Source organism: Amycolatopsis cynarae (assembly GCF_026802195.1).
GTDB classification, from domain to species: domain Bacteria; phylum Actinomycetota; class Actinomycetes; order Mycobacteriales; family Pseudonocardiaceae; genus Amycolatopsis_E; species Amycolatopsis_E rhizosphaerae.
In genome coordinates, this window is record NZ_CP113836.1 from 6,657,719 (window position 1) to 6,671,320 (window position 13,602).

A 13,602-nucleotide genomic window follows, 5' to 3' on the forward strand; every position below is an offset into this window, starting at 1 on the left:
TCAGCCAGCCGGGTTGAGCTCTGCCTTGGTGATCGCCCCGGCGCTGTTCAGGCCCCATTTCGCCACGATCTTGGCGTAGGTCCCGTCGTCGATGATCGCCTGGATCGCGCCCTGGACGGCCTGGGCGTAGCTGCCCTGCCCCTTCTTCAGCGCGATGCCGTACGGCGCGGTGTCGTAGGGCTGCCCGACGACCTCGACGGCGCCGTCGGTCTGCTTGACGGCGTAGTCGACGACCGGGGAGTCGGCCAGCATCGCGTCGCTGCGCTTCGTCTGCACCTGCAGGTTCACGTCGGTCTGGGCCTGGAACTGCTGGATGTTGATGGCCGGCTTGCCCGCCGCGGTGCAGTCCTGCGACCGCTTCGTGGCGTCGTCGACCTGCACGGTGCCCTTCTGGACGGCGAGGTTCTTGCCGCACAGGGTGTTCGGGGTCAGGTGGTCCGGGTTGCCCTTCAGCACGCCGAGGGAGGTACCGGCCTTGTAGTACGACACCATGTCGACGGTGGCGGTGCGCTCCGCGTTGACCGTGAACGAGGAGATGGCCAGCTCGTACTTGCCCGCGGCGAGACCGGCGAGGATGCCGCTGAAGTCGGCGTTCTGGTACTCCATGGTCAGGCCGAGCTTCTGCGCGACCGCGTTGCCGAGATCGACGTCGAAGCCGGTCACCTTGCCGTTCGCGTCCACGAACTCGTTCGGCGGGTAGGTCTGGTCCTGCCCGACCACGATCTTGCCGTCGGCGCTGATCGTGGTCGGGACCATCGCGGCGAGCTTCTCGTCCTTGGTCTCGGTCGGTATCTGCTGCGCGGCGGCGGCACTGCTGCTGGGCGGGGTGGTGGTACCGCCGGAACCGTTGCCACCGGCACCGCAGGCCATGGTCGCCCCGGCCAGTGCGAAGGCCGGCAGCAGGGCAAGCGCCTTCAGGTGTGTTGCACGCGCCACGTTCGTCACTCCTAGTAGGTCAGACCGTCCGAGTCCACGCATCCTGCCATCCATTCGGGTCCCTTGAACAGCAGGCAAGGTCACGTCGTGATGTCAGTAGCACCGCCGGGACCAGGCTTAACGTGCCGGAAACACGAATCGAAACCAGGCTGAAGATCAGCTCTGGGCGTGTGCGTGCAGGGCGTGGGCGACGGCTTCGGTGATCCGGCCGGCCTGCGCGAGATGCAGCCACTCGTCCGGGACGTGGGCGTTGGAATCGGGCCCGAGCGCGCCGGTGACCAGGAACTGGGCGTCCGGGTACTTCTCGCCGAGCAGGCCCATGAACGGGATCGAACCGCCGAGGCCGATCGTGCGCGACGGGGCGCCGAAGACCTCGTCGCTGATCCGTTCCAGCGCGGCGGCCAGCCACGGCGCCGCCTCGGGCGCGTTCCACCCGTCCGCGTGCTCGACGCCGGAGAGCTCGACCTTCGCGCCGTAGGGCACGTCCGTGGTCAGTGTCTTCTCGATGACGTTGAGCGCCGCGGCCGAATCGGCCGTGGGCGGCAGGCGGAAGCTGAGCGCGAGGGTCGTGGCGTCGCGCAGCACGTTGCCCGCGTGGGCCGGTTCGGGCAGACCCGCCGCGCCGATCACCGAAAGGGTCGGCCGCCAGCTGTTGTTCAGGGTCAGTTCCAGCTCGTCCTCCGACACCGGGTGCATGCCCTCGACCAGCGGGAACGCCGTCTTCACCGCCCCGGGCGCCACCTCGACGGTGGCCTTCGCCTCGGCGATCCGGTTGTCCGGGATGGCCACGTTCAGCTCGGCGAGCTTGATCGCGCCGGTCTCGGTGTCCTCGATGCGGTCCAGCAGCTGTCGCAGAATCCGGAAGGAGCTGGGCACCACGCCGCTGGCCATGCCCGAGTGCTGTGCGGAGTCGAGCACCCGGACCGTCACGTGCACCTGCACCATGCCCCGCAGGCTGGTGGTCAGCCACAGGCGCCGGTAGTCGTTGCCGCCGGAGTCCAGGCAGATCACCAGCGAGACCGCGCCGAGGCGGTCGGAAAGGTGTTCGAGGTAGCGCGGCAGGTCGGGGCTGCCCGACTCCTCGCCGGTCTCCAGCAGGATGACCGAGCGCGCGTGCCGCCCGCCTGCCGCGTGAAGGGCCTCCAGCGCGGTGGTCGCCGCGTATCCGGCGTACCCGTCGTCGGCCGAACCGCGGCCGAACAGCTTGCCGTCGCGCACCACCGGCTTCCACGGGCCGAGGCCCTCGGACCAGCCGCCGACCGGGGGCTGCTTGTCCAGGTGACCGTAGAGCAGCACGGTGCCGCGGTCCTCGGCGCCGGGCGTGGCGGGCACGTCGACCAGCAGCACGGGGCTGCGGTCCTCGACCTGGACGACCTCCAGGGTGGCGCCGGGAAGGTTCCTCGAGGCGATCCAGCCCCGCACGTGTTCCACCGCGGCGGCCAGATGGCCGTGGGCGGCCCAGTCGGCGTCGAAGGACTGGGACAGGGCGGGGATCTCGACCAGCCCGGAAAGGCTCGGCAGGACTTCATTTTCCCAGAGCCGGGTTACGGTCTCGTGCACGGTTGTCTGCTCCACCCGCGCCATTCTGCCAGCGCGCCCGATCCTCCGATCGTGTGTGACGCAGTTCACTTATCTGGTCCGCTCGACCCCGCCATCCGGCATCCGGTCTTGTGCCACCGAGGTCAATCACCTGCTCACAGCCCGTACGCAAGACCGACTTTCGGCGGACCCATCGTCGGTAGTCCTAGGGTTTTCCCAGCTCAACGGGGGTTTCACGGCAACGAATAGGTGTCTCGCACTCACCCGATCGCGCCGGTTCGTGTCAGGATGTGCGCGTAAGCCGTCACGGCCGACGGTGACCCGAGCGCTTCGAACCCGATGCGCAGGTGGCCGCCGGTTTGGATGTCCCCGCCGACGAGGCCGCCACAAGTGGCTTCCCGGCACTGACACCGAGGAGAACACGCGCATGTCGTCCCCCGAACAGTGGACGCACCCGGAGCCCGGGGAAGGACCGGCCGCACTGGCGGCACAACCGTCCCGGGAGCAGGTGATCGCCGGTTTGCGAGCAACATCCGAAGGGGGCGCTGAGCTCACTCAGCTGCTCACCCCCGAAGGCGAGCGGGTCGCCTCGCCGCAGTTCGACCGCTATGTCGAGGACGTCGACGCCGAAGCCCTGCGCGGCCTCTACCGCGACATGGTGATCGTGCGGCGCGCCGACCGCGAGTCCAACGCCATGCAGCGCCAGGGCCAGCTCGGCATCTGGGTCCCCCTGCTCGGCCAGGAGGCGGCGCAGATCGGTTCCGGCAGGGCGCTCAAACCCCAGGACATGGCCTTCCCCAGCTACCGGGAACACGGCGTGGCCTACGCGCGCGGCGTGGACTTCCGCGAACTGCTGGGCATCTTCCGCTGCACCGACCACGGCGGCTGGGACTTCCGCGCCCACGGGTTCCACCCCTACACCATCGTCATCGGCAACCAGGTGCTCAACGCGGCCGGCTACGCCATGGGCCAGCGTTTCGAGGGCAAGGTGGGTGACGACGACGGGGAAGCCAGCATCGTCTACTTCGGCGACGGCGCCACCAGCCAGGGCGACGTGCACGAAGGGTTCGTCTGGGCCGCGGTCTACGACGCGCCGCTGGTGTTCTTCTGCCAGAACAACCAGTGGGCCATCTCGGAGCCGACCGAACGCCAGTCGCGGCTGCCGCTCTACCAGCGCGCCCGAGGTTACGGCTTCCCCGGCATCCGGGTGGACGGCAACGACGTGCTGGCCTGCCTCGCGGTGACCCGCTGGGCGCTCGACGAGTGCCGCCACGGCAACGGCCCGGTGCTGATCGAGGCGTTCACCTACCGCATGGACGCGCACACCACCACCGACGACCCGACGCGGTACCGGCTCTCCGACGAGTTGGAAGCGTGGAAGCTCAAGGATCCGATCGAGCGGGTGCGCGCCTACCTGGCCCGCAACGGCCTGGCCGACCAGTCCTTCTTCGAGGGCATCCAGGCCGAGGCGGACGCCTTCGCCGCGGAGCTGCGCGAGTTCACGTTCAACATGCCCGAACCACCGCCGGACCGGGTGTTCAGCAACGTCTACGCCGAGCCCTCCCCCGTCCTGGAGGCGCAGCGCGAGGAATATCTGTCCTACTTGGACGGTTTCGCCGCGGCGGGTGAGCGCTGATGGCCGCGCCCGTGAAGTCCACAGTAGACGGCCCCGCGCAGGACGTGCAGACGCTGACCATCGGCAAGGCGCTCAACCTCGGCCTGCGCCGGGCGATGGAGGCCGACAGCAAGGTCATCATCCTCGGTGAGGACGTCGGCAAGCTCGGCGGCGTCTTCCGGATCACCGACGGACTGCAGAAGGACTTCGGCGAGCAGCGCGTGCTCGACACGCCGCTGGCCGAGTCCGGCATCATCGGCACCGCGGTCGGCCTCGCCGTGCGCGGCTTCCGCCCCGTGTGCGAGATCCAGTTCGAGGGGTTCATCTTCCCCGCCTTCGACCAGATCTCCAGCCAGCTGGCCAAACTGCACTACCGCACCCAGGGCAAGGTCAAGGTGCCGGTCGTGGTGCGGGTGCCCTTCGGCGGCGGGATCGGCGCGGTCGAGCACCACTCGGAGTCGCCGGAGTCGCTGTTCGCGCACATCCCCGGCCTGAAGGTGGTGTCCTGCTCGAACCCGGCGGACGCCTACTGGATGATCCAGCAGGCCATCGCGTGCGACGACCCGGTGCTGTTCTTCGAACCGAAGCGGCTCTACCACTCCGGTCACGTGAAGTCCGAAGTGGACACCAGCGCGCCGTCGGGGCCGTTGTTCGCCTCCCGCGTGGTCCGGCAGGGCACCGACGCGACCCTGGTCGCGTACGGACCTTCGGTGAAGGTGTGCCTCGACGCGGCCACCGCCGCGGCGGAGGAAGGCCGGTCACTGGAGGTCATCGACCTGCGCACGCTGTCGCCGCTGGACCTCGCCCCCGTGTTCGAGTCGGTCCGGCGCACCGGACGGCTCGTCGTGGTGAGCGAGGCGCCGTCGGAATCGTCGATCGCCTCGGAGATCGCGGCCCGGGTCCAGCAGGAGTGCTTCTACTCGCTGGAATCGCCGGTGCTGCGCGTCACCGGTTTCGACACCCCGTACCCGCCGTCCAAACTGGAAGAGCACTACCTGCCCGACCTGGACCGGGTGCTGCACGCCGTCGACCGCGCGATGGGGTGGTGAGCATGCCGGACTACAGGCAGTTCCTGCTCGCCGACACCGCGGAAGGGCTCACCGAGGCCGAGATCCTCAACTGCCACGTGAAACCGGGCGACGAGGTCACGGTCAACCAGATCGTGGTCGAGGTGGAGACCGCCAAGGCCGCCGTCGAACTACCCATTCCCTGGGCGGGCCGGGTCACCGAGGTGCTGGTGGAGCCGGGCCAGACGGTGGAGGTCGGCGCCCCGATCCTCACCGTGGACGTCGATCCCACCGGAGCCGCTCCGGGTACCGGGGGTTCCTCCGCCAACGGATCCGCCAACGGATCCGAACCGGAAGAGGAGATGAAGCCGCTCGTCGGGTACGGCGCCAAGGCCGCGATCGCCCGGCGCCGACCCCGCAGGGCGGCCGGCGAGCCGCGGCCGGTGTCCATCCCGGAGCAGGCGCCGCCGCCGGAGCCCGCGCCGGTGAAGGGCGGCTACGTCCCGCTGGCCAAGCCGCCGGTGCGCAAGCTGGCCAAGGAGCTCGGGGTCGATCTCGCGGCGCTCGCCGCGGACGGCCGTGTGATCACGCGCGAGGACGTGGAGCGGGCCGCCGCGCCATCAACGGCACCGTCGGTACCGTCGGCACGGCCCGAACCGGCGCCCGCCGGCGCACGTGAGCGGCGCGTGCCGATCAGGGGCGTGCGCAAGGCGACCGCGCAGGCGATGGTGCAGAGCGCGTTCACCGCACCGCACGTCACCGAATTCCTGACCGTCGACGTGACCCCGATGATGGAGCTTCGCGAGCGACTGAAGAAGCACCCGGACTTCGCCGGGGTGAAGCTGACGCCGCTGGCGTTCGCGGCGAAGGCGGTGTGCCTCGCGGCCAAGCGGACTCCGGACGTGAACGCGTCCTGGGACGAGGAAGCGGGCGAAATCGTCTACAAGGACTACGTCCACCTCGGGATCGCCGCGGCGACCCCGCGGGGGCTCGTGGTCCCGAAGATCCGCGACGCCGACGCGATGTCGCTGCCCGAGCTGGCGGCCGCTCTCGAACGGCTGACCACCACGGCCCGCGAGGGCAGGACACCGCCCGCCGACATGCTCGGCGGCACGATCACGATCACCAACGTGGGCGTGTTCGGTGTGGACACCGGGACACCGATCATCAACCCCGGTGAGGCGGCGATCCTGGCCTTCGGCGCGATCCGGGACATGCCCTGGGTCGTCGATGGCCAACTGGCGGTGCGGAAGGTACTGCAGCTCGCGCTGAGCTTCGACCACCGGTTGGTGGACGGGCAGCAGGGCTCGCGGTTCCTCGCCGATGTCGGTGCGCTGCTCGCCGACCCGGCGCTCGCCATCACCTACTGATCACCACCCGTGGTGGGCAGTCCTCGCCGGAGGGCGCCCACCACGGGTTTCGCCGAACCCGCTTGACGGAGTGAGCGCTCACTCCGCACACTGTGGGACATGAGCAGCACAGCAGGGACCAAGCGGCGCGCCCCGGGCATGAGCCAGGAGGAGCGCCGGAAGATGATCGTGAACGCGGTGCTCCCGCTGATCGTCGAACACGGCACCGCGGTGACCACCGCCCAGATCGCCCGTGCCGCGGGCATTGGGGAAGGCACCATCTTCCGCGCCTTCAAGGACAAGGACGAACTGCTCCAAGCCTGCGTGACCCAGGCGCTGCGGCCGGACGGGGTGCGCGAGCTGATCGCCGAGATCCCACTCGACCTGCCGCTGCCCGACCGGCTGCGGGAGGCCGCCGGCGCGCTGGAGGCCCACCTCGCCCGCATGGGCGCGCTGGTCGCGGCACTGGCCGCGTCCGGCACCCCGCGCCGTCAAGAACGTCCTCGGTCCGTCGATCGCCGGGAATCCTTCCGAGCGATACGAGAGGCGGTGGCCGCGCTGTTCGAACCCGAAAGCGACAAGCTCCGCCTGCCCGCCGACCAACTCGGCGGGATCTTCGTTTCGCTGCTGCTCAACCGCGCCCGCGACGAGGACAAGCCCGAGCTCACCGCGCTCGTGGACGTGTTCCTGCACGGGGCGGTGGCGGCCTGATGGTGCACGGCGGTGGTCGTCCCATCGGCCTGCACAAACAACTGCGGAAGGCCAGCAGCACGGTGCCGGACAGCGGGCTCACCGGCCCCATCGACATCCCCGATCCGGCCCCGGCCGACGAACCGAAGGGCCTGCGCGCACGGTGGCAGCGGCTGCGCACCTCGGCGGGCGGGACGGTGCGCGGCCTGCCCAAGGTGGCGAGGCTGACCTGGCAGGCCAGCCCCATCCTGACCGTCCTCATCGTACTGTCCACAGTGGTCAGCGGTCTGCTGCCGACGCTGACCGCCTACATCGCCAAGCTGCTGCTCGACGCGGTGGTCGCGGCCATCCAGCACCGCGGCACCACGACCCGGATCATCGAGGTCGCGGGGCTCGAACTCGGCGTCCTCACCTTCACCGCGATCAGCACCGCGCTGACCAACATGGCGCAGCAACTGCTGCAGGAACGGATGACGCTGACCATCCGGCACCGGGTGATGGAGCACGCGGCGAAACTCGACCTCGCCTTCTTCGAGGGGTCGGAGTCCTACGACCTGCTGCGCCAGGCCTCCCAGGAAGCGCCGATGCGGCCGGTGTCCATGCTCAACTCCGCACTCGGCCTCGGCCGGACGGCCGTCACCTTCGCCAGCATGGTGGCGCTTCTGGTGTCGGTGAGCCCGCTGCTGGCCCTGGTGGCGCTGCTCGCCCCGCTCCCGGCGTTCATCTCCCAGTCGAAGTACGGCTCGCGGGCCTTCATGCTGGCACTGTTCGTCTCCCCGATCCGGCGCCGGATGGACTACCTGTCCACGCTCGTCACCACCGACACCTACGCCAAGGAAACGAAACTCTTCGGCCTGGGCCCGTACCTGGTCGACCGGTTCCGTCGGCTCGGCCAGGCCTACTACGCACGGGAACGCAAGCTCACCACCAGGCGCAACCTCGTCGGCACCGCCTGGAGCCTGCTGTCCACCGCCGCCGGGTCGGGCATAGCGCTGTACATCGCGCTGGAGGCCGTCGCGGGCAGACTCAGCATCGGGGACCTCGCGCTCTACACCAGCGCGGCGACCGCCGTGCAGACCGCGGTGCAGAGCCTGTTCACCGGGTTCTCGGGAATGTACGAGAACAACCTCTACCTCGACCGGCTGTACGAGTTCCTCGCGACCGAGCCCCGGATCACCGCCCCGGCCCGGCCCGAACCACTCCCCGCCCGCGTCCACGGGCACGTCGAGTTCCAGGACGTGTCGTTCCGCTACCCCGGGGCCGAGGAACCCGCGCTGGAAAACGTCAGTTTCGAGATCCGGCCCGGGGAAACGGTCGCCGTGGTGGGCCGCAACGGCGCGGGCAAGTCGACACTGTTCAAACTGCTGTGCCGGCTGTACGACCCGACCGGCGGACGCATCCTGCTCGACGGGACCGACATCCGCGAGTTCGACCCGGACGCGCTGCGCGGGCAGATCAGCGCGATGTTCCAGGACTACGTGACCTACCAGGGCACCGCGGCGGAGAACATCGGACTCGGGCAGCTGGCCGACCTGGAGCACCGGGACCGGATCGTGGAATCCGCCCGCCGCGCCGGGGTGGCCGAACGGATCGAACGGCTGCCCAAGGGTTACGACAGTCCGCTCGGACGCTGGTTCGACCAGGGCGTGAGCCTGTCCGGCGGGGAATGGCAGAAGATCGCCCTGGCCCGGGCCTTCCTGCGCGACACCCCGATCCTGATCCTCGACGAACCGACGTCCGCCCTCGACGCGCGGGCCGAACACGACCTGTTCTCCCGGCTGCGCGCGCTCGCCGAGGGGCGCACGACCCTGTACATCTCGCACCGGTTCTCCACCGTGCGACAGGCGGAGAAGATCCTCTTCCTCGACCACGGCAAGCTCGTCGAGCAGGGCACCCACGACGAGTTGATGACGCTCGGCGGCAACTACGCGGAGCTGTTCACCCTCCAGGCCGCGGCCTACCTCGACGACGACGAGGACGAGGAGGTGGCCTGAGCGACACTGGCGAAGCCCCCGCTCAGGCAAGCCGACCGGGTGCGGGTGCCCCGCAAAAACACAGCGGCCTGAGTCTCAAGCGGCCGAGGTGCGGGGATTCAGGCGGACCACCAGTTCGGCCTGCAAGGCGCGGGCGAGCCGCTCCAGCACGGGATAGTCGGGACGGTGCCACCGGCTTCGAACCGGGCCACGGCGGGCTGGGTCATAAAGCAGCCGAATCAGCTTGTCCATTCCCGCAACACATCGGCGATCTTCTCGAGATCATCCTCGTCGCCCCCGGCAACAGTGACTACGAATTCGGTCGCTTCGTCCACGTCGGGCACGAAGTCGGCACCGTTGAGGGCCAGGAACGTTCGGCAAGCGGCCCATCCCATCCGCTTGTTGCCGTCGACGAGTGGATGGTTACGCAGGATCGAGTGCAGCAGCGCGGCCGCCTTCGTGTGGAGATCCCGGTATGCCTCATCGCCGAAAGCAGTCGCCATCGGCCGGTGCGCCGCCGAGTCGATCAGACCGACATCCCGTATCAGCGCCTTCTCCCCGGCCGCGAGATGCGCGATAGCGACGAGGTCGCCGGTCGTCAGGTACTTGGTCACGCCTTCGCCAAGCGGTCGAGGATCTCGGCGTCCCTGCTGACCACGTCCCGAGCGATGGCCATCACCGACTCGTGGTGGAGCGCGGCCAGTCGCTCCTTGATGGCGTCGACCACGAAGCTGTTGATCGACATTTGGGCGGCTTCCGCCGCCGCCCGAAGTTCGGGGTCCAACTCGTCAGGAACGCGGAGCGTCATCGTGGCCACCGTCCCATGCTACCGCAGTATGGTTGCATCACACGGTGGCGTTCAATCCCCGGCAACGCCGAGGCCCACCGGGCAAGAGACCCCGGTCCCAGCGAGGCAACCCCTAGGTGCCCCGTCGGGCATGAAGATCAAAGCCTGCGGTACACCTCGCGACGGTGGGCGACGCGCACAACGGTGACGAGCACCCGGTCATCCTTGATCTCGTATACGACCCGATAGTCGCCCGCTCGAATCCGCATCACGCCCGCTGGGTGCCCCACCAATGCCTTCGATCCGGGAGGCCGGGGATCCGAGCCGAGTTCCGTAACGGCACGCACGATTCGGCGCTGCACCGATCGATCAAGCTTGCGAAGCTCTCGAGCGGCAGGTGCCGTCCATTCGATGCCGTACTGCACGGATCAAACGAGACCAAGCTCGGAGAGGATCTCGCTGTGCGGCACGCGACGCTCCTCAGAGGCGAGAGACTCGCGCGCGGCAAGCAGATCAGCCTCGTCCTCTGCCGCTTCCAAGGCCCGGAGGTCGTCGATGGAGACGACCGCGGCGACGGGACGCCCATGCCGGGTCAGCACGGCCCGCTCGTGGGCATGCTCCACCTTCGCGACCACATCGCCCAGATGGTTACGTGCTTCGCTGATCGGAAGCTCTGTCATACCACAAATTGTACAAAATCGAGAGTTTGGCTGCCAGCGGCTATGCCTGGCCCTCCCTGACGCCGAGGCCCACCGGGCAAGAGACCCCGGTCCCGCCGAGGCCGCAGTAGCCGTCCGGCACCTTGTGGAGGTACTGCTGGTGGTAGTCCTCGGCGTAGTAGAACTCGCCCAGCGGGGCGATCTCCGTGGTGATCGCCCCGTATCCGGCCCCGCGCAGTGCCGTCTCGAAGGAGGCGAAGGAAGCTTCTGCCTGAGCTCGCTGCGTGTCGTCCGAGTAGTAGATGGCGGAGCGGTACTGGGTGCCGACATCGTTGCCCTGGCGCATGCCCTGCGTCGGGTCGTGACCCTCCCAGAACACCTTCAGCAGCGTTTCGTACGAGGTCCGCGCCGGGTCGAACACCACCAACACCACCTCGGCGTGTCCGGTCAGGCCGGTGCACACCTCTTCGTAGGTGGGGTTCGGCGTGTGCCCGCCGGCGTAGCCCACGGCCGTGGAGTACACGCCCGGCGTCCGCCAGAACAGCCGCTCGGCGCCCCAGAAACAACCGAGCCCGAACACCGCGGTTCGCAGCCCCTCCGGGAACGGGGGCTTGATTCGGCGATCCGGGTACACGTCATGCCACTCCGGCGTCCGCAAGGGCTCCGGCCTGCCGGGCAGCGCCTCTTCCGCGGTGACCCGCCGGGTCTTGTCCCTGCCGAACCACGTCATATTTCCACTGTACGGACGATCCGGCGCAACTCGGAGGCGCTACGGTAGCGCTGGGCCGTCACCGTTCCACATCGACGCCAGGTACGCGGATCCGAGGAGTCCCAGATGAGTTGGCAGGAGGAGCTGCGCCGTCTGGACGCCGAGCTGGCCAGCGGCAAGATCAGTCTGCGCCAGCATCGCAAGCAGCGTGAAGAGTTGCTCGCGGCGGTCTCCGGTGGCTTCCGGCCCGCGCCTTCACCGGCACCGGCACCGCCTCCCGCCCAGCAGGCGCCGCCCGAGCCTGCCGGGGGCACCCCGGCCTGGCCGCAGGCCGAGCCGCTGGGCACCTCAGCCGCACGGCTGCTCGCCTCCGACGTGCCCACCACCGCGCCCAGCCCGGCCGACGAACGGGCCACCGAGTCGATGCGCTACCCGTCGCTCGACGACACCCCCACGGTGATCACGAACCCGGCGCGGCCGGGTATGCCGCTGCCCGGCCTCACCCCCGCTCCGCGCCCCCAGGGGCACGTCCCCCCGCTGCCCACCGCGACGATCCGGCCGTCCCGGCGGCGCCCGACGTGGCTGTTCATCTCGCTGGGCCTGTTCCTGGTCCTCGCCATGATCGTCGCCGCGACCTGGTTCCTCGGCGCCCGGGGCACCTCCCAAAACTCCCAGAACCCGGCGAACACGTCCGTGCCCGTCACGAGCACGGCCGGCACTCCCACGCCCGCGGTTCCGCTGGAGAACCGCATGCCCACGCTGCCGGGCACGCAGGACGTCAACAACTCGACCGTCTCCGTGGCCAAGGGGGTGGAGCTCGGGCTGTACCCCGCGCAGGCGGCCGACACCTTCACCCGCAACGGCGTCCAGCAGGTCGTGTACCGGGGCTCATCGCAGGGCGACGACAACTACTTCGTGCTCGCCATCCAGGCCGGTGACCCGGCGAAGGCGAAGGCGATCGTCGACTACATGTACAACGGCGCCCTGACCGGCGGATTCACCGCCGTGACCTCCGCACCGTCGACCGCGCCGGTGGCGAACGGCATCAAGGGCACCCGCGCGATGCGCGGCACGTGGTACGCCTCGGGCGACACCGCCGTGGTCGTGTGGGTTTCCCAACCGCGCGGACTGGCCGCCTCCCGGCTCAGCCAGCACCTCGACTCGACGGTGACGGCGCTGCGGCAGGTGCTCCCCGCTGGGTGATCATCGTCGTTTCCGCCTCGGGCCGCGGTTCGGGGGGCGGCGGCTTGCGCAGGTAGCGGCGCAGCCGCTGGGTCGGTTCCTCGACGAAACGCCATGAAAGCTGGCCCGCCAGGAAGGCGGCGGGCACGGCCAGCGCGATGAGCAGCCACAACTGCCGGACCCCGGCCATCACCAGCAACTGCTGGATCGGGAACGCCCAGATGTAGAGCCCGTAGCTGCCGTACACCAGTGCTCCGGCGCGTTCCCAGCGCTTCGGCCAGTGCGAAGCCAGGGTGATCGCGCCGTAGGACGCCATCACCGCGAGCAGATAGCGGCTCACCACCGTCTGGCTCAACGGAATCCACGCCAGGAACAGGACGATGGCCACCCAGGGGCGGAGCGGGATCTTGTCCCGGTAGGTCCGCAGGATCATGCCGATCACGAACGGCACCAGGAACGCCACCGCCGAACCGATCGGCACGACCAGCAGTGAGAGGGGACGGCCGTGGTACTCGAAGGTCGCCTGGAAAACGCTGTCCGCGTAGACCATGCCGCCCAGCACGCCGAACAGCGCGAGCCGCGACACCCCGAAGGAGATCAGCACCCCGGCCAGCAGCACCAGCGCGTAACCGAGCATCTCGATCGGCAGGGTCCACAGCGCGCCATTGACCGAATAGGGATAGGGATTGCCGCTGAACACGCCGGGCAGTTGGTGCTGCAACAGGAACAGCACCGTGGTCCCGACCAGGTACCGCCAGGTCTGGACATGGGTCCAGTAGGCGTGGGCGGGCCAGGTGGTGACCAGCGGACCGATCACGAACACGGTGGTGCAGAGCACGACCACCAGCGGCGGCAGGATCCGCAGCAGACGGCGAGCCGAGTACCGCCACCACGACGGGTCGCGGGTCCAGCTGTCCTGGATCTGGAACCCGCTCATGGCGAAGAAACCCATGAGCGCCACGTATCCCGGGGACGCGTGCCACGAGGCCGGGAAGATCGTCAGCCGGTTCGGTTCCAGCAGCGGACAGCAGTGGTCGACGACGACCGTGATGGCGCCGATCGTGCGCAACCAGGCGAACCCGATATTGGGATCCGCGTAGATCTTCCCCCGAGCGCCCCGCATGGCGGCTGATGGTAGTGCACGTATCCATTCGCC

Annotated in this window: 15 protein-coding genes; 6 read left to right on the top strand and 9 right to left on the bottom strand. The window is 69.2% G+C overall.

Annotation, left to right across the window (positions count from 1 at the left end; translation table 11 throughout):
* Together ORV05_RS32185 and ORV05_RS32190 are read right to left on the bottom strand one after the other, a co-directional pair.
* Nucleotides 1-936 (bottom strand): ABC transporter substrate-binding protein, encoded by a 936-nt coding sequence (locus ORV05_RS32185; RefSeq protein WP_268755651.1) that lies wholly within the window; start codon nt 934-936, stop codon nt 1-3.
* A 156-nt stretch (nt 937-1,092) separates the two neighbouring features.
* A complete protein-coding gene (locus ORV05_RS32190) occupies nt 1,093-2,520 on the bottom strand; it encodes a M20/M25/M40 family metallo-hydrolase (RefSeq protein ID WP_268755652.1) in 1,428 nt (475 codons plus the stop codon).
* A gap of 382 nt (nt 2,521-2,902) precedes the next feature.
* Between ORV05_RS32190 and pdhA the strand changes: the two genes are divergently transcribed.
* From pdhA to ORV05_RS32215, 5 genes are all read left to right on the top strand, one after another.
* Nucleotides 2,903-4,111 (top strand): pyruvate dehydrogenase (acetyl-transferring) E1 component subunit alpha, encoded by a 1,209-nt coding sequence (pdhA, locus tag ORV05_RS32195; RefSeq protein ID WP_268755653.1) that lies wholly within the window; start codon nt 2,903-2,905, stop codon nt 4,109-4,111.
* Nucleotides 4,111-5,139, top strand: a complete 1,029-nt coding sequence (locus tag ORV05_RS32200) for an alpha-ketoacid dehydrogenase subunit beta (RefSeq protein WP_268755654.1) — start codon at nt 4,111-4,113, stop codon at nt 5,137-5,139. The genes pdhA and ORV05_RS32200 overlap by 1 nt, the downstream gene beginning before the upstream one ends.
* A gap of 2 nt (nt 5,140-5,141) precedes the next feature.
* Nucleotides 5,142-6,467, top strand: a complete 1,326-nt coding sequence (locus tag ORV05_RS32205; protein WP_268755655.1) for a dihydrolipoamide acetyltransferase family protein — start codon at nt 5,142-5,144, stop codon at nt 6,465-6,467.
* A gap of 138 nt (nt 6,468-6,605) precedes the next feature.
* Nucleotides 6,606-7,157, top strand: coding sequence for a TetR/AcrR family transcriptional regulator (locus tag ORV05_RS32210; protein WP_268759994.1), 552 nt, complete (start codon nt 6,606-6,608; stop codon nt 7,155-7,157).
* Complete coding sequence (locus ORV05_RS32215) at nt 7,157-9,130, top strand: ABC transporter ATP-binding protein (protein ID WP_268755656.1); 1,974 nt, start codon at nt 7,157-7,159, stop codon at nt 9,128-9,130. The genes ORV05_RS32210 and ORV05_RS32215 overlap by 1 nt, the downstream gene beginning before the upstream one ends.
* A 75-nt stretch (nt 9,131-9,205) precedes the next feature.
* Here the strand turns inward: ORV05_RS32215 and ORV05_RS32220 are convergent, their stop codons facing one another.
* The 6 genes from ORV05_RS32220 to msrA all read right to left on the bottom strand — a co-directional run bounded on the left by ORV05_RS32220 (nt 9,206) and on the right by msrA (nt 11,285).
* Nucleotides 9,206-9,361 (bottom strand): hypothetical protein, encoded by a 156-nt coding sequence (locus ORV05_RS32220; protein WP_268755657.1) that lies wholly within the window; start codon nt 9,359-9,361, stop codon nt 9,206-9,208.
* Nucleotides 9,349-9,723, bottom strand: coding sequence for a type II toxin-antitoxin system death-on-curing family toxin (locus ORV05_RS32225; RefSeq protein WP_268755658.1), 375 nt, complete (start codon nt 9,721-9,723; stop codon nt 9,349-9,351). Before ORV05_RS32225 ends, ORV05_RS32220 begins: the two co-directional genes overlap by 13 nt.
* On the bottom strand, nt 9,720-9,917 hold the full coding sequence (locus ORV05_RS32230; protein ID WP_407652808.1) for a toxin-antitoxin system HicB family antitoxin: 198 nt from the start codon (nt 9,915-9,917) through the stop codon (nt 9,720-9,722). Before ORV05_RS32230 ends, ORV05_RS32225 begins: the two co-directional genes overlap by 4 nt.
* A 137-nt stretch (nt 9,918-10,054) precedes the next feature.
* Nucleotides 10,055-10,321 carry a type II toxin-antitoxin system RelE family toxin gene (locus ORV05_RS32235; RefSeq protein ID WP_268755660.1) on the bottom strand — a complete coding sequence of 89 codons (267 nt, stop codon included), beginning with the start codon at nt 10,319-10,321 and terminating at the stop codon, nt 10,055-10,057.
* A 3-nt stretch (nt 10,322-10,324) separates the two neighbouring features.
* A complete protein-coding gene (locus ORV05_RS32240; protein WP_268755661.1) occupies nt 10,325-10,576 on the bottom strand; it encodes a type II toxin-antitoxin system Phd/YefM family antitoxin in 252 nt (83 codons plus the stop codon).
* Between the two features lie 40 nt (nt 10,577-10,616).
* Complete coding sequence (gene msrA / locus ORV05_RS32245; RefSeq protein ID WP_268755662.1) at nt 10,617-11,285, bottom strand: peptide-methionine (S)-S-oxide reductase MsrA; 669 nt, start codon at nt 11,283-11,285, stop codon at nt 10,617-10,619.
* A gap of 105 nt (nt 11,286-11,390) precedes the next feature.
* Here msrA and ORV05_RS32250 point away from each other — a divergent pair, with 105 nt between their 5' ends.
* Nucleotides 11,391-12,467 (top strand): hypothetical protein, encoded by a 1,077-nt coding sequence (locus ORV05_RS32250; protein ID WP_268755663.1) that lies wholly within the window; start codon nt 11,391-11,393, stop codon nt 12,465-12,467.
* On the opposite strand, the gene ORV05_RS32255 is transcribed toward ORV05_RS32250, so the two are convergent.
* Nucleotides 12,409-13,569 carry an acyltransferase family protein gene (locus tag ORV05_RS32255; RefSeq protein ID WP_268755664.1) on the bottom strand — a complete coding sequence of 387 codons (1,161 nt, stop codon included), beginning with the start codon at nt 13,567-13,569 and terminating at the stop codon, nt 12,409-12,411. The genes ORV05_RS32250 and ORV05_RS32255 overlap by 59 nt on opposite strands.
* Nucleotides 13,570-13,602: the final 33 nt, after the last annotated feature.